10 protein-coding genes and 5 pseudogenes are annotated in these 14,933 nt (G+C 51.6%); 12 read left to right on the top strand and 3 right to left on the bottom strand.

The genetic code is table 11. From position 1 onward, the window contains the following. Window positions 1-35 precede the first annotated feature (35 nt). From VSQ30_RS17820 to VSQ30_RS17810, 3 genes and pseudogenes are all read right to left on the bottom strand, one after another. Window positions 36-368, bottom strand: a complete 333-nt coding sequence (locus VSQ30_RS17820; protein WP_161475327.1) for a hypothetical protein — start codon at window positions 366-368, stop codon at window positions 36-38. After that, window positions 365-1,039 (bottom strand): annotated as a pseudogene (locus VSQ30_RS17815) (nucleotidyl transferase AbiEii/AbiGii toxin family protein); the annotation flags it as partial. The pseudogene VSQ30_RS17815 and the gene VSQ30_RS17820, both read right to left, overlap by 4 nt. Further along, window positions 1,036-3,822 (bottom strand): annotated as a pseudogene (locus tag VSQ30_RS17810) (DUF8437 domain-containing protein); the annotation flags it as partial. The pseudogenes VSQ30_RS17815 and VSQ30_RS17810, both read right to left, overlap by 4 nt. A 1-nt stretch (window position 3,823) precedes the next feature. Between VSQ30_RS17810 and VSQ30_RS17800 the strand changes: the two are divergent. The 12 genes and pseudogenes from VSQ30_RS17800 to VSQ30_RS17745 form a co-directional block, all read left to right on the top strand. After that, window positions 3,824-4,771 (top strand): annotated as a pseudogene (locus VSQ30_RS17800) (relaxase/mobilization nuclease domain-containing protein); the annotation flags it as partial. Window positions 4,772-5,188: 417 nt separating this feature from the next. Then, window positions 5,189-5,863 carry a response regulator transcription factor gene (locus tag VSQ30_RS17795; protein ID WP_161475117.1) on the top strand — a complete coding sequence of 225 codons (675 nt, stop codon included), beginning with the start codon at window positions 5,189-5,191 and terminating at the stop codon, window positions 5,861-5,863. Window positions 5,864-5,891: 28 nt separating this feature from the next. Next, window positions 5,892-7,238 (top strand): sensor histidine kinase, encoded by a 1,347-nt coding sequence (locus VSQ30_RS17790; RefSeq protein ID WP_161475132.1) that lies wholly within the window; start codon window positions 5,892-5,894, stop codon window positions 7,236-7,238. A gap of 215 nt (window positions 7,239-7,453) precedes the next feature. After that, window positions 7,454-8,200: an alpha/beta fold hydrolase gene (locus VSQ30_RS17785; RefSeq protein ID WP_161475118.1), complete on the top strand. Its 747-nt coding sequence runs from the start codon at window positions 7,454-7,456 to the stop codon at window positions 8,198-8,200. A 277-nt stretch (window positions 8,201-8,477) separates the two neighbouring features. Next, window positions 8,478-9,815 (top strand): ABC transporter permease, encoded by a 1,338-nt coding sequence (locus tag VSQ30_RS17780; RefSeq protein WP_334466100.1) that lies wholly within the window; start codon window positions 8,478-8,480, stop codon window positions 9,813-9,815. A gap of 15 nt (window positions 9,816-9,830) precedes the next feature. Beyond that, window positions 9,831-11,108, top strand: a complete 1,278-nt coding sequence (locus tag VSQ30_RS17775) for an ABC transporter permease (protein ID WP_161475120.1) — start codon at window positions 9,831-9,833, stop codon at window positions 11,106-11,108. A gap of 40 nt (window positions 11,109-11,148) precedes the next feature. Next, window positions 11,149-11,853, top strand: coding sequence for an ABC transporter ATP-binding protein (locus tag VSQ30_RS17770; RefSeq protein WP_161475121.1), 705 nt, complete (start codon window positions 11,149-11,151; stop codon window positions 11,851-11,853). Further along, window positions 11,853-12,059, top strand: a complete 207-nt coding sequence (locus VSQ30_RS17765) for a hypothetical protein (protein WP_334466097.1) — start codon at window positions 11,853-11,855, stop codon at window positions 12,057-12,059. Before VSQ30_RS17770 ends, VSQ30_RS17765 begins: the two co-directional genes overlap by 1 nt. Before the next feature lie 322 nt (window positions 12,060-12,381). Next, a pseudogene (locus VSQ30_RS17760) lies at window positions 12,382-13,068 on the top strand (helicase); the annotation flags it as partial. Window positions 13,069-13,106: 38 nt separating this feature from the next. Beyond that, a pseudogene (mobC, locus tag VSQ30_RS17755) lies at window positions 13,107-13,349 on the top strand (plasmid mobilization relaxosome protein MobC); the annotation flags it as partial. Between the two features lie 132 nt (window positions 13,350-13,481). After that, window positions 13,482-14,075 carry a type IV toxin-antitoxin system AbiEi family antitoxin domain-containing protein gene (locus VSQ30_RS17750; RefSeq protein ID WP_257591559.1) on the top strand — a complete coding sequence of 198 codons (594 nt, stop codon included), beginning with the start codon at window positions 13,482-13,484 and terminating at the stop codon, window positions 14,073-14,075. Beyond that, on the top strand, window positions 14,072-14,926 hold the full coding sequence (locus VSQ30_RS17745) for a nucleotidyl transferase AbiEii/AbiGii toxin family protein (RefSeq protein ID WP_016317473.1): 855 nt from the start codon (window positions 14,072-14,074) through the stop codon (window positions 14,924-14,926). Before VSQ30_RS17750 ends, VSQ30_RS17745 begins: the two co-directional genes overlap by 4 nt. The last annotated feature ends 7 nt before the right edge of the window (window positions 14,927-14,933 follow it).

Here is a 14,933-nt window from a genome sequence, read left to right as displayed (position 1 = left end):
AATAACGGCCTGATGAACAGGCCGTTGCTGGTTATTCAAAGTATGTCATAGGGAAAATCTGTGAAATCTCCGTTTGGTTCATCCTCCTCGAACCGGGCTGGCGAAAAGCGCATTTCATATTGTTCCTTTGCGAGCGCCCGAATGTCCGGGCGTTTATCGTGCATCCTCTTTTTCAGCCAAGAAATCTGCTCCTTTGAAAGCCGCCAGGGGAGATTCAGCAGGCGGTTCATTGCCGCCATTTCAGATTTCTTTTCCGGCGGCAGGGAGGCGCAGGTTTTGCAGATATGCGCCGCATGGCCTTTACCCGAAAACTTTTCGTTTGATTTATACTCACCGCAGATTTTGCAGTAATGCCCACGCTTTTTCATTCCGATTCACTGTCCTCTGTCAGAGCATACAAACGGTGGACCGCCCCCATAACGGTGTTCCATTCCAGATCAGCCGCATAGGAAAATTTCCTGCGGTAAGCGGACCAAAGCGCCTGCATCGCATGGCTGTTTTCTACTTCGGAAAACACTTCCTTCGCTTCTTTCAAACGCCTCTCGGTCCCGCGCTTGCGGGCGGTAGCAAGGAGCGCGTGGCGGAGAATATCGGAATCCAGCGATCTTCCATGAAGCTGTTCCAGAATGTAGAGGTCATAAAAATCCCTCATACGGGTGTTTGTTATGGTCCGGGCAATCATTGTTTCCAGCTTTTCCGCAAGTACGGTTTCCAGATTGTACGCCCAAATATCAATGGAGCGTTCCTCCAGCATAAGCCGGAACCTGTACCGGACTGCCCTCGGCGTAATCACATCCCCGGTAGAAATATCAATTTTCAGCGGCGTCACCACCCCGTCAAAGACAGTGGCCATGCTGACCCGAATCCCCGGATACTCGGCCTCGTCCATGATTTCCGAAATGCTTTTCACCTGGAACTCCACACCGTCCTCAATGGGGACTGCTATGATAGAGGACATCAGATTTTCAATGTCCTCCACATTCACGCTGGCCCCTCTGACGGTTGCGTCTAAATCCATTGTAGACCGGGCATCCAAGGGTAGAGCCGTAAAAACTCGGAGGCCCACTGCTCGGTCAGGTGGTTCGGCACCACAAAGAGGGATTTCTGGCACAGGCCCAGCCGCTTGGATTCCATTGCGGCGGCTACCATTTCAAAGGTCTTGCCCGCGCCCACCTCATGGGCCAGCAGGGTATTCCCGCCGTACAGCACATGGGCGATGGCGTTTTTCTGGTGTTCCCGCAGGGTGATTTCCGGGTTCATGCCCGCAAACCGGATATGCTGCCCGTCATACTCGCGGGGGCGGATGCTGTTCATTTCCTCGTTGTACTGGCGCACCAGCGTCTGCCGCCGCTGGGGGTCCTTCCAAATCCAGTCCCGGAAGGCTTCCCGGATCGCCATCTGCTTCTGGGCGGCAAGGGTAGTTTCTTTGGCGTTGAGTACCCGGCGCTCCCGCCCCTCGGCGTCCTCAACGGTGTCATAGATGCGGACGTCCCGCAGGTTTAAGCTGTCCTCCAGAATCTTGTAGGCGTTGGCCCGGTCGGTTCCGTAGGTGGTGTTGGCGGCTACATCGCCGTACCCAACAGCGTTTTTGCCGGTGATCTGCCACTCGGCGGTGTAGGGGACATACTTGACCTCAATCTTCCCTTGCAGATAGTACGGGGTGTGGAAGGTTTCGTACATGAATTGCTGGATGTAGTCTTTGTCAATCCAGGTAGCACCCAGGCGCACCTCGATTTCCGATGCGTCCAAATCCTTGGGCTGGGCGGCGGTCAGCGCCTCCACATTGACAGAAAAGGCGGGGTCTTTGTCCACCGCCCGCTGTGCCTGCCGCAGTTTCCGGCGCACGTTGCCGGAGAGGTATTCATCCGCTGTCACATAACGGGGCGTTTCCCCCTCCGCCAATAGTCCGGGCAGACGGAAGATCACGCCCCGCAGCTCCTGCGCCAATTCCTCCTGGGTTTTGCCGCTCAGTTCGGCCATGTACGCCATATCCACCTCGGCCTTTTCCGCGATGGAAACAGCCAGGGCTTCACTGGCGGTGTCTACCGAAGTAACAGCCTGATGGGGCTTGATGGTGCGCTTGGTGAACATATCCGCTTTTTGCTTCAGCTGCCCGTCATCGTCAATGACTTCCAGCGCGCAGAGCAGATAATAGCTGGAATCATCGGCAAAGGCCAGCCGGTTCCCCCGGTCATTGATAAGCCCGTACTTTGCGGAAAATGCGTCATAGAGCCGGTTCAATTCGGCCTGGGTTTCACGGATTGCCGCATCCGAAACAAAGCTGTCCATCTGCTGTGCGATGAGCTTCTGCACACACTCCCGCAGTTCCACCAGACCCTTGATACGGGCCTCGGCGGTGGCGTTTAGGTCAGGGCGCACCATGCGGCTGTTTTCCCGATAGTACACCGCACCGTCCACAACGGTGTAGGAATAGTTTTTTACATCAGGGTCAGCGGGGATAGAAGTGTCAATTTCTTCCCCCTCGCCCAGCTCCGGCAGTTCGGCCTCCTGATAGGTCCCGCGAATATATTTTATGGCATCGTGCAGCTGGTCGGAAAGTTCCAATCCCTCAATGGGGGCCACTGTGTAATCCTGTTTTCCGTATTGGGTGCTTTCTGAAACAGTGCGGCCCAGCACCATTTCCGGGTGGTCCAGGAAATAGCGGTTGATGGTAAAATCATCTTCGGTCTGTCCGGTCTGCGTCCAGTCCGGGGCAATGTCAATCGGGCGGTCACGTTTTTGCAGGAAAATGATGTCGGATACCACCTCTGTCCCGGCATTGGCCTTAAACGCATTGTTGGGCAGACGGATCGCGCCCAACAGCTCCGCCCGCTGCGCCAGATACCGGCGCACCGTAGAATCCTTGGAATCCATCGTGTAGCGGCTGGTGACGAAGGCCACCACACCGCCCGGACGCACCTGGTCCAGCGATTTTGCAAAAAAGTAGTTGTGGATGTTGAAGTTCAGCTTGTTATAGGCCCGGTCATTGACGGAATACTGGCCAAACGGCACGTTTCCTACGGCTAAATCATAAAAATCCCGCCGGTCGGTGGTTTGAAAGCCCGCGATGGTGATGTCTGCTTTTGGATAGAGCTGTTTTGCGATGCGTCCGGTGATGGAATCCAGTTCCACACCAAAGAGGTGGCTGCCCGCCATGCTGTCAGGAAGCATACCGAAGAAATTGCCCACGCCGCAGGAGGGTTCCAGGATGTTGCCGGTCTGGAATCCCATTTTCCCCACCGCTTCATAAATGGCCTGGATAACGGTAGGGCTGGTGTAATGGGCGTTTAAGGTGGTCCCTTTGGCGGCTTCATATTCCTCCGGGGACAGCGTTGCGTAGAGTTCCGCAAACTCCTTGGCCCAGGCGGGCTTGCTCTCGTCAAAAGCGTCTGCCAGACCGCCCCAGCCCACATACCGGGAAAGGGTTTCCTGTTCCTCCGGCGTGGCCTGCCGGTTTTCAAACTCCAATTCTTTCAGGAGATTGATTGCGTCCATGTTGGCCCGAAACTTTGCTTTTGGTCCTCCTTCGCCCAGGTGAATGTCGGTGATACGGAAGTTCCCGGCAGTCGGCTGGGGAGGGGTGGGTTCCGGTTCATCAAAGCGCAGCGTATGAATCTCTATATCGTAGGGCAGATGGTTCTGTTCGCCCGGATAACGGGTGACGGGGGTAATGGTGATCTGCGGCTCCGGCTCTGGTGCAGGGGGATTCCCAAAATCCGGCTGTTCCTCTGCCAGCTGTTCTTCTGGCTGTGCCGGTTCGTGGGAGAATCCGTCCAGCTCCTGCTGGTAGAGGGCGCGCAGGGCAGCGGCAAGCGGCTCCCAGCTTGAGAATGGCTATTCCATTGTAGAGGACCCAAAACCGCATGGAAAAAGCTACAACAAATGGCTGGGGGATCAGGCGAAGCCCTCCCACCGGGAACAGCTCCGCGTGATGATTGACCAGGCATTAGAACAGAAACCGGCAGACTTTGACGGGCTGTTAAAACTGCTTACAGAAATGGGCTGTGAAGTGTCGCGCCGGGGACAGGCAATCCGGCTCAAAGCCCCCGGCTGGAAGAATGTTGCCCGCATGGATGAAAAACTGGGCGAGGGATATAGTGAAGATGAAATACGGGCGGTCCTTGCCGGAGAAAAGCAGCATACGCCCCGCAGAAAAGACGCGGTTTCAACTCCCACTCCCAAGGTCAATCTTCTGGTGGATATTCAGGCAAAATTGCAGGCCGGAAAAGGCGCTGGCTACGCGCGCTGGGCAAAGGTATTTAACCTCAAACAGATGGCGCAGACAATGAACTATCTCACTGAGCATGGCCTGCTGGAATACGCAGTCTTGGAAGAAAAAGCGGCGGCTGCTACTACCCGCCACAATGAGCTGTCGGCGCAGATCAAGGCGGCGGAAACCCGCATGGCGGAGATAGCCGTACTGCGGACCCACATCATCAATTATGTGAAAACCCGCGAGGTCTATGCGGCCTACCGCAAGGCGGGATATTCCAAGAAATTTTTAGCGGAACATGAAGCGGATATTCTGCTCCACAAGGCGGCAAAGCAGGCATTTGACGATTTGGGTATCAAGAAGCTGCCCACCGTCAAGAGCTTGCAGGCCGAGTATGCCCAGCTATTGGAAGGAAAGAAAAAAGACTATGCCGAGTACCGGCGCTCCCGCGAGGAAATGCAGGAACTGCTGGCCGCAAAAGCCAACGTAGACCGGCTAATGGGATACGGGGAGGAACGCCAGAATGACCGGGAAAAGGAACAGGGGCAGGACCGCTGACGCGCCTGTTTTTTCGCATTTTCTCACCGCCGCAGGCAGGTGAAAAGCGTTCCGCAGGAACGCGCAGCCACAGAATGAAATTCTGTGTTCAAAAGGGGCTTGGGGAATCCCCAACAAGCAGCGCCAGGAGCCGGATGGCTATCCTGGGGCATTGCTTGCCAGTCTTATCAGAAATATCTGACAATTAATTTCATCTTAATCCATAAGTACCGTATTCTTGCATCATTCGAGAGGAAGAAATATAATCGGTGAAAGTTGTGCGGAGATATTGATATGGACTATGTATCAAGATTACAGCCGAATGATATTAGGACCGCGCAACGGAAATTTGAAGTCTGTTGTGTGGTTTTGTAAAAAATAACTTCTCTCCATCTCAACTCCATCTTTCTATGTTACACTACTCTTGGAGGTGTCATAATGCCAAAAAAGATTTTAGTAATCGAGGATGAAGAATCCATTCGCAATATAATCCGGGTCTTTTTGGAAGATGCCGGCTATACCGTATTTGTAGCCGGGGACGGTCTGGAAGGAGTCAACAAATTTCACGAAAAAAGTCCCGACCTGGTTCTGCTGGATCTGATGCTTCCTAAGATGAATGGCTTTACCGTATGCGATATTTTGCGGAAAGAAAGCCGAACTCCCATCATCATGCTCACCGCCCTGGATGATGATGACAGCCAGTTGAAGGGTTTTGATACCCTGGCCGATGACTATATTACCAAGCCTTTTTCTATGCCGGTGGTAATGAAACACATTGAAGCGGTATTACGCCGCACAGAACCGGCCGCGTCGGAACCTTCGGTCATCCGCTATAAAGCACTTGTTTTGGATGCAGATAGTTTTTCTGTCCAGGTAAATGGGTCGCCTGTGTCCCTCACGACCCGGGAATTTGAAATACTGAAATTTTTACTGGAAAATCAGGGGCGGGTCTTTACACGCGATAACCTCCTGGACAGGATATGGGACTACGATTATGTGGGCGATGAAAAAATAATTAACACACATATCAAGAACATCCGTAAAAAACTGGGTGTTGACTATATTGAAACCATCAGAGGGGTGGGATATAAGATTGAAAAAGAAAATCAGTGAAAGTATTCAAATTCAGACTTTTCTCAGTATGCTTGCGCTGCTAATCGTGAGCTGCGTCCTTATTTATGGGTTGGTCATGTTCTTTTTGCCGAGAAATTACCATGCCGAACTGCAAAGCCAGGTCACAGCAGATTTCTACGAACTGGTCGACATCATCGAGCAAAATGGCTGGGAGTCAAGTACAAATTCAATCCTGGAATTTGCCTTAAAAAACAATGCTTCTGTCACGGTTACTGATGGAGCTGGGGAATCTGTATTTTCAGTGAATTCAGTCAATTTGGCAAGTACCGAAAATGTCGTGCCGGCAACTGATTCTACTCCCTCTATGAGCTGCTCTTCTACTTTCCAGGATAACGGGCAATCTTATCAACTGTATGCCAATATCGCTTTGATAGCAGTATCGCAGTCCTATGGTATTCTTTTGCAGCTCCTCCCCCTCATTGTGGGAATCATTCTGGTGGTGTCCGTCCTTGGGGCGATGATTTGCTCCCGGTACTATTCCAAGCCGCTGGTCAGCATCAGCAATGTGGCAAAGCGGATGACCACCCTGGATATGACCTGGAAGTGTGAAGTCAACCGAAAAGACGAGATCGGTGTGCTGGCTGCCAGCTTAAATGAGATGTCTCAGCGTTTGAGCGATACGATGGACAGCTTGAAGGCGGCAAACTGGCAGTTAAAGAAAGATATTGAGCGGGAACGGGAACAGGAAAAGCAGCGCGTGGAATTTTTCACCGCTGTCTCCCATGAGCTGAAAACCCCCATCGCCATCATCAAGGGGCAACTGGAGGGTATGATCTATCAGGTGGGCGAATACAAAGACCGGGATACCTACCTGCGCCGGTGCATGAAAACCACCAATGACATGGAGGCGCTGGTCAAGGAGATTTTATCGGCGGCCCGGATGGGCGGCAGCGACTTCCACCTGGAGCGTACCGACCTGGACATCAGCCAAATGCTGCGAAAGGTCTGTCAGCAGTTCCGTGGCCGGATGGAGGACAAGCAGATGGAGCTTCGCATGGATATCCGGCCGGAATACCACTATCAGGGGGACCGGCGGCTCATGGAGAAGGTGTTCACCAATGTGATCGGAAACGCCGTGGCTTATTCGCCGGTGGGCGCGGTGATTACTGTCACCCAAAAGGACGAGGTGTTTTCCGTGGAGAATACCGGCGTCCACATTGCCGAGGAAGATTTGGAGCGTATCTTCACGCCCTTCTACCGGGTGGACAAATCCCGGAACCGGAACAGCGGCGGCAGCGGCCTGGGGCTGTATATCACCAAGACCATCCTGGATCACCACGAAATCGTCTACAAGATGGTGAATACGGAAAATGGTGTGCGGTTTACTGTTATCTTCCCGAAGGCAGCAATGTAGGAGCAACCCTCTGTTTGTGCGCTATCTGGCGGTAGGGAAATCTTAGCCTCAGACTGTTCGAAAAACAGCTTTGGTTTGGTATTAACATATTTGATATAGAGCGAGAAATTTCATGGCCTGCTCTTAGAGATTTTAAACCTCTCTGGTAGAATTGGGAACTTTAATTTGGTATAATCAAAGAGACAAATTGGAATTTTACAGCGAGGTGAAAAAGGTTGAACTATGCTGAATATGGGAAAGGAAATAGTAATGTAATTATCCTCCTACATGGAGGTGGTTTGTCATGGTGGAATTACAAAGAAATTGCTGAAATGCTACAAACGAATTATCATATAATTATACCCATATTAGACGGTCATGCAGGAAGTGATAAACGATTTACGACGATAGAAAATAACGCTTTAGAGATTATAGAATTTATAAATGATAAACTGGATGGTTCCGTTTTATTGATTGGAGGACTATCACTTGGAGGACAGATTTTACTTGAAATTTTATCTCATCGTAAGGATATATGTAAGTATGCAATAGTGGAAAGCGCACTTGTAATACCTTCAAAATTCACATATTTTATGATTAAGCCTGCGTTTGGGAGTTGTTATGGTTTGATAAAGTATAAATGGTTTTCAAAATTACAATTCAAATCATTACGAATAAAGCAGCATTTGTTTGATAATTATTACAAAGATACTTGTGCAATAACAAAGGGCGATATGATTGCTTTTTTACAGGAAAACTCATTATATTCCTTAAAAGATGGGATTGAAGAGAGCGAAGCAATAGTTCATATTTTTGTCGGAGAAAAAGAAAATCACTCAATGAAAAAATCAGCAGAACTAATTCATAAAAAACTACAGAATAGTTCTATACAAGTTCTTCCTAATATGTATCATGGAGAGTTTTCAATAAACCATGCAGATGATTATGTAAGAAGACTATTAGAAATAATAGAACAAAAATAAATCCTAAGTTTTCGGGATAGATAATCGAATAAATTTATTCTACACAGCCGAGAGGTTTTCCATGTGAAAGCTCCTCGGCTTTTTCGCGCTCTATCGCCAACTCCACCTAAAAAATATCTCAACTCCACCTCAACTCCACCTTCGTAGTGTACTATAAGGGTGTTCCCGGCAGACGGGACACCCACCGGAGCGGGAAACAGCCCCGGCGAAAAACTACGTTAGGAGGTACACAAGTGAACCAACTGGTTTTACGAAAAGGAAATGAGGTGGCTCAGACATGAACCTGTGCAAACGGGCCTGCCTGTATTCCATCCGCAAAAAGGGCAAGACCCTCACACTGCTGGCGTTTCTGCTGGTCATGGCCACGCTGATGCTGACCTGCCTTTCCATCCAATCGGCCACAGAAACAGCCAACGCCAACATCAAAAAAGCCCTGCTGGGCTATTTCACCATCAACGCCAAGACCTTGGAGAGCGGTATCCCGGAGGATACGGTGAGCCAGATTCTTGATGTGGATGGTTTGAGCGGCAGATACACCCTGCGCTCCTACACCTACGCTGCTTATTTTGACGCAGACGGGAACCTTCTGGAGATCAACACCGAAGGCGCTGCCCAGGTGCCTGAGGGCTACGAGAACGCCGGACGGGTGGTGGCAAACTCCAATTCCCAGGAGGATAGCTATTTCACCGATGGCGGCTTTGAGATGGTGGAGGGAAATCCCATCACCACCGAGGCCGGCAGCCAGGTGCTGATCCATGAGAAATTCGCCCAGCGCAACGGCCTGTCTGTGGGCGACACCATGCTGCTGGGGAATGTGGAGGACAAAGATAAGACCATCCCTGTGACGGTGGCCGGGATCTTCACAAATACCGAGGAACAGGATTCCATCGGCATGGCCCCGTCCTATGACCTTTACGACAATATCGTGTTTACCGATCTCTCCACCGCCTCTTTCCTGCTCTACGGCACCGAGGGAACCACCAATGTCCAATACGGGGATTTTTATGTGAACGACCCGGACGAGCTGGAGCGCATTATGACCGATGTGCAGGAACTGGATGGCGTGGATTGGGAGAACTGCACCCTGACCCGCTACGACAACGACTATCAGAATGCCAAGGAATCCTTGGAGGGCTTACAGAACATCGTCTTTATCGCCATTGCGGTGGTATCGGTGATTTGTTTCCTGGTGCTGGCCCTGTTCCTGACGCTGCGGCTCCGTGGGCGAATCCATGAAACCGGCGTCTATCTGGCCATGGGCATTTCCAAAGGCTCGGTGCTGCTGCAATACCTGCTGGAAGTGATCCTCGTGGCGGCCATCGCCCTGTTCATTTCCTTCGGCACCAGCACAGCCATTTCCCATCAGATCGGGAGCAGTCTGCTCTCCCAGGTGACAAGCGAAACCTATGAGACGGTGGACTTGACCGGGGAAAACGAAGCTGCCCAAGAACCCACCGAGGATTTGGGTCTTGCCGAGATCGAGGTGGCTGTTTCCGCCGAGGATTACGCACTGGTGTGGGCTTTCGGCATGGTGCTGTGTGTGGCCTCTACCGCACTGGCGGCCTACCCGATTATGAAGATGAAGCCCAAGAGTATCTTGTCGCAGATGAGTTAAGGAGGTGCAGGCGATATGAATTTAGGAATACGGGCGATTTTATATAGCGCACGAAAGTGGAAAAAGACGCTGCTGGTGTTCTGTCTGCTCCTGGCCATTACCACTTTGGTGCTGTCCGGCCTTGCCATAGCTGACGCTCAGGAAGAACAGGCCGAGGAAGTCCGGGGGACCACCGGGGCCAGCTTTACCGTGGAACGAAACCTGTCCACAGGAGGCTGGGCCAGCGGCAATGGCGGTTCTTATAGCACGCAGGAATTTATAACCGAGGAAATGCTTCAAGAAATTGGCTCAGTAGACGGGATCGCTGGTTATGATGCAGCGGTTGTCTCTATGCCTTATTACTATACCCAATCAGGTGAAAGTATCGTTACAGAAGATGTTAACAACAGCTTTTATACTTATGGTTCTCTCAATTCAGAATATAACGAGTTGTTCGTATCTGGGCGGTTTGAATTGGTAGAGGGAACTCATATTACGGAAGATATGCCGAATGGACTTATTCTCAGCAGGGATCGTGCCGAAAAGAATGGGCTAAAGTTAGGGGATAAAGTATCCGGTATCAACAATCCCTATGCAGATGATCCCGAAGTGGAGATGGAACTTGTGGGTATCTTTGACGTTCTGGCAGATAAAGATGATGAGGCAACCATGTATGATGCTGCTACACTATGGGATTACACCGATTATGCTTTTTGCAGCTACAATGCAATGAAAGAAATGGCTGTTAATTATGAAGATGGGAGCAAACTCCAAGAGGCCCACTTTTTCGTAGAGGATGCAGCACAGTTGGATAACGTGATAGCCGAGGTACAGAACATATCCTCGATTAACTGGGATAACTTTATCATCACCGCCAATGACGAGGTATATCAAAATATTTCCAGCGCTCTTTCCGACACCGGCACCCTGATTACCACCCTCATTGTTGTCATTACTGCTGTGAGTATGGTGCTGATTATCCTGATTCTATCCATGTCCATCCGCAGCCGGAAAAGAGAAACTGGGATTTTGCTGGCCGTTGGAATTGCCAAGCCTGCGGTGATTCTCCAATATGTGTTGGAAACCCTGCTGATTGCGGTGGTGGCCTTCCCGCTGGCCTACCTCTCCAGTAAGCAAGTGGCCGGCACCCTGGGTACGCTGTTCGGCAAGGCGGCGGAGAATGTCATCGTCACACCGGAGCATTTCATGCTGGTGGCTATCGTGGGAGGTATCCTGCTGGTGGCGGCGGTGCTGGTGTCCAGTATCTCGACTATGCGGTTGAAACCTAAGCAGATTTTGTCGCAGATGGAATAAGACCATCCACTCCCTAAAATAACGAAATGAGGTAATCACTATGAGTATCATGGAAATCAAACAAGTGGGATATTCCTACGATAATAAAAAGAAAGTCTTAAAAGGCGTCAACGCCGAAATGGAACAGGGCAAGCTCTACGCCATCCTGGGTCCTTCCGGCTGCGGCAAAACCACCCTGCTCTCCCTGATCGGCGGCCTGGACAGCCCCGGCAGCGGCCAGATTTACTTCGATGGGCAGGACATTGCCAAGACTGGCCTTTCCGACCACCGGAAAAACCATGTGGCGTTTATTTTCCAGGCGTACAACCTGATCGACTACTTGACCCCCGCAGAGAATGTGTCGCTGACTTCCAAACTGCCGCCGCTGCCAATTCTGGAGCGTCTGGGGCTGACGAAAGAAGAAGCCAAGCGCAATGTGCTGAAGCTCTCCGGCGGCCAGCAGCAGCGGGTGGCCATCGCCCGTGCCCTGGCAAGCGAGGCTCCTGTGATCCTGGCGGACGAGCCTACGGGCAATCTGGACGAGGACACCGCCCAGGACATCACGGAAATTCTTAAAGAGAGCGCCCACAAGATGAACAAGTGTGTGGTGGTCGTTACTCACTCTAATGAGCTGGCGAAGCAGGCTGATGTGGTATTTCGGCTGAAAAAGGGTGAGCTGCAGGTGCTGGAGCGCGTTCAAGATGGAGCCACCCAGCCCCAATCCCGCAGAAACAACGCTCCCCGCAGTGAAAGGAGGGCGCATTGATGGAGATAGACAGCAATCCGATCACGAAACCCTCGAAAAAGGGAACGATCCTTTCCGCAGTTTTTTATGCTCTTGCGGCGGTGCTGCTGATTACAGCCTTTGTCTCTCTGGTGGCCTGCCATCAAAATATCTCCCGGCAGCTTGAGCAGGGCGTCCCTGTGCAGGGAAATGAACTGGCCATTGTGAATCTCTATCTTACAAGCTAGACTGCTTGAATGACAGCCTGAAATCGGGACCAAGAGCGTACCCCTGACGTAGAGAGGTTGTACTCGTCAGTGTTCCTGACAGTCGCATTGTTTGGCTATGCGGCTGCTGATACTCGGAGCAGGTTCAGCCACGGGAAAGTGGAAAAAGGCGAACGTCACATACCGACAACGTGGAACGCTTGTTTATACCGTACTAAACGGGGATTGCCTAAAGTGAAATGCCGAAAGGCTATGAAAACGCTGAAATGCGGGGTTCTGAATATTCACCATGGCAACAGAGTTCCCATAGTAGTCTGCGGACGGGAAAGCCGTCTACATGGCAAAGGGGAAGCAGTACCGGCTGGAAGATCAGCTGTTAAAGCACTTCCCGGAGGAAATCGAGAAACACAAAGGCTTTATCCAGGGCTTGGAAACGGATATGGAAACCCTGGCGGCACACCCCCACCCAATAGATGGATTTACCGGCATGGAAGTCCGGGGCGATACGCTCACCGACAAAGAGAACGCCGGAGCCGCCCTTTTGGATGCCTGCAAGGAGGTTAAAGGCTCCGAGCCGGTGCAGGTCGGCAGCTACCGGGGATTTGCTATGTTTGTAACCTTTGACGCTTTTCAGAAGGAATATATGCTCCAACTGAAAGGCAGGATGACCCACCGTACCGCCCTGGGTGCGGACCCGCGCGGCAACCTGACCCGGATTGACAACGCGCTTTCCCAGATGCCCCAGCGGTTGGAAAGCGTCAAAATCCAGCTGGATAACCTTTACCAGCAGCAGGCCGCCGCGAAGGAGGAAGTGGGCAAAGCCTTCCCCTATGAGGAGGAATTGCGGGTCAAGAACGCCCGTCTGGTGGAGCTGGATATGGAGCTGAACATGGACAGCAAGGGGCAGTCCCGTCCAGAAGCGGCGATTGCCAAGCGCGAAAGACCCTCGGTGCTGGAAGGGCTGAAACGCCCCATCCCGCCCCGCAGCATGGAAAAGAAACCCAGACAACAGGAACAGGAGGCAAGATAATATGAACAGCAACGAAAAGAATACGGCCCTTTATCGTCAACCGGGAAGCCTATCTGCGGAAAATGGCGCTGGACGGGTATGTGGTAAAGCTGGATTTGCCGGAGCTGAAGGAGCTGGTGTCCCTGATGCGCTATTCCAGCAACAACTTAAACCAGCTGACCCGTAAAGTGCATGAAACCGGGCGGGTTTATGACGCTGATTTGGAAGATATATCCCAGCGGCAGGAACAGCTTTGGGACGGTGTGCAGAAGATACTGGCCCAGCTTTCCAAGCTCTCCTGACCGGGCAATCTGCCCCATCTGCGGAGGGAGGAACGGCGTTCTTCGCCGCGCCTTCCTCCGTTTTTTCTTTTTGCCGCTATTTACTTTCGTGCTACAACCGTGTATAATGGTAGCACGAAAGGAAGTGACAGCATGACACAGTTTGAACAGCTGGACACGATTTTAGAGGGACAGCGCGGTATGCTCCAAACATCAGAGGCGGTGAAACGGGGGATTCCAAAATCCGTTTTTTACAGCTATGTGAAGGAAAAAGAATTGGAACAGGCGGCACATGGGGTTTATGTATCGCCGGATGCCTGGGTCGATGGGATGTACCTGCTCCATTTACGATGCAGCCAGGGGATTTTTTCTCATGAAACGGCGCTGTTTTTCCATGATCTGACCGACCGGGAGCCTTCCCCCTATTCCATTACCGTCAGACGGGGATACAGCACGACCAGATTGAAAGCGGACGGGATTTTGGTCTACACCATAAAACCGGAGCTGCATGACGTCGGAAAGAGTACGGCTCGAACCCCTTTCGGGCATACGGTTCCGGCTTATGATATGGAGCGGACCATCTGCGACCTGCTTCGCTGCCGGAGCAGCATTGAGATGCAGACATTTCAAGGGGCGCTCAAAATGTACGCCCGCAGGAAAGAGAAAAACCTGCGGAGGCTGATGCAGTATGCAGGGCTGTTCCGGGTTGAAAAAATTTTGCGGCAGTATTTGGAGGTGCTATTATGATAAAGACAGCAAGGCAGCTGAAAGATTTGATCCGCAATCTCGCAAAGGAGAAATCGGCGGACGCACAGATTTTGATGCGGAACTATATGATGGAGCGTTTCCTGGAACGTATTTCCCTTTCTGAATATCGGGATAACTTTATTTTGAAAGGCGGGATGCTGGTTGCCGCAATGGTAGGGTTGGATGCCCGGTCTACAATGGATTTAGACGCAACCGTCAGAGGGGCCAGCGTGAATGTGGAGGACATTGAAAATCTGATGTCCTCCATCATAGCAGTCCCCATTGAGGACGGAGTGGAGTTCCAGGTGAAAAGCATTTCGGAAATCATGGACGAGGCCGAGTATCCGGGGATTCGGGTCAGCATGGCCACTGTTTTTGACGGAGTGGTGACGCCGCTGAAAATTGATATTTCTACCGGGGATGTGATTACGCCAAGGGCAGTCCGGTACAGCTTCCGGCTTATGCTGGAGGAACGCTCCATTGATATTTGGGCGTACAATCTGGAAACCGTACTTGCGGAAAAGCTGGAAACAATGATTGCCCGGACCATAACAAACACCCGCATGAGGGATTTTTATGACCTCTACATTTTGGAACAGCTTCACAGAAAAACGCTGGATTCCGATATTCTCCGCCACGCGCTCCTTGCTACTGCCCGCAAGCGTGGGACGGAGGGGCATTTGAAAGAGGCGAAGGAAGTGTTTTCCGAAGTAGAAAACAGCCATGCGATGCAGGCGCTTTGGTCCGCTTACCGCAGGAAATTTTCCTATGCGGCTGATCTGGAATGGAACACCGTTATGGGGGCGGTCCACCGTTTGTATGCTCTGACAGAGGACAGTGAATCGGAATGAAAAAGCG

The sequence above is a fragment of the Acutalibacter sp. JLR.KK004 genome, from assembly GCF_036941085.1.
Lineage (GTDB): Bacteria > Bacillota > Clostridia > Oscillospirales > Acutalibacteraceae > Acutalibacter.
Note: the sequence above shows the minus strand (reverse complement) of the source record. Positions and strands in the feature narration are given on the sequence as shown.

Coding starts and splice junctions, on each gene's coding strand:
- VSQ30_RS17820 (WP_161475327.1), bottom strand. CDS start 368: ATGAAAAAGCGTGGGCATTACTGCAAAATCTGCGGTGAGTATAAATCA.
- VSQ30_RS17795 (WP_161475117.1), top strand. CDS start 5,189: ATGCCAAAAAAGATTTTAGTAATCGAGGATGAAGAATCCATTCGCAAT.
- VSQ30_RS17790 (WP_161475132.1), top strand. CDS start 5,892: ATGCTTGCGCTGCTAATCGTGAGCTGCGTCCTTATTTATGGGTTGGTC.
- VSQ30_RS17780 (WP_334466100.1), top strand. CDS start 8,478: ATGAACCTGTGCAAACGGGCCTGCCTGTATTCCATCCGCAAAAAGGGC.
- VSQ30_RS17775 (WP_161475120.1), top strand. CDS start 9,831: ATGAATTTAGGAATACGGGCGATTTTATATAGCGCACGAAAGTGGAAA.
- VSQ30_RS17770 (WP_161475121.1), top strand. CDS start 11,149: ATGAGTATCATGGAAATCAAACAAGTGGGATATTCCTACGATAATAAA.
- VSQ30_RS17765 (WP_334466097.1), top strand. CDS start 11,853: ATGGAGATAGACAGCAATCCGATCACGAAACCCTCGAAAAAGGGAACG.
- VSQ30_RS17750 (WP_257591559.1), top strand. CDS start 13,482: ATGACACAGTTTGAACAGCTGGACACGATTTTAGAGGGACAGCGCGGT.
- VSQ30_RS17745 (WP_016317473.1), top strand. CDS start 14,072: ATGATAAAGACAGCAAGGCAGCTGAAAGATTTGATCCGCAATCTCGCA.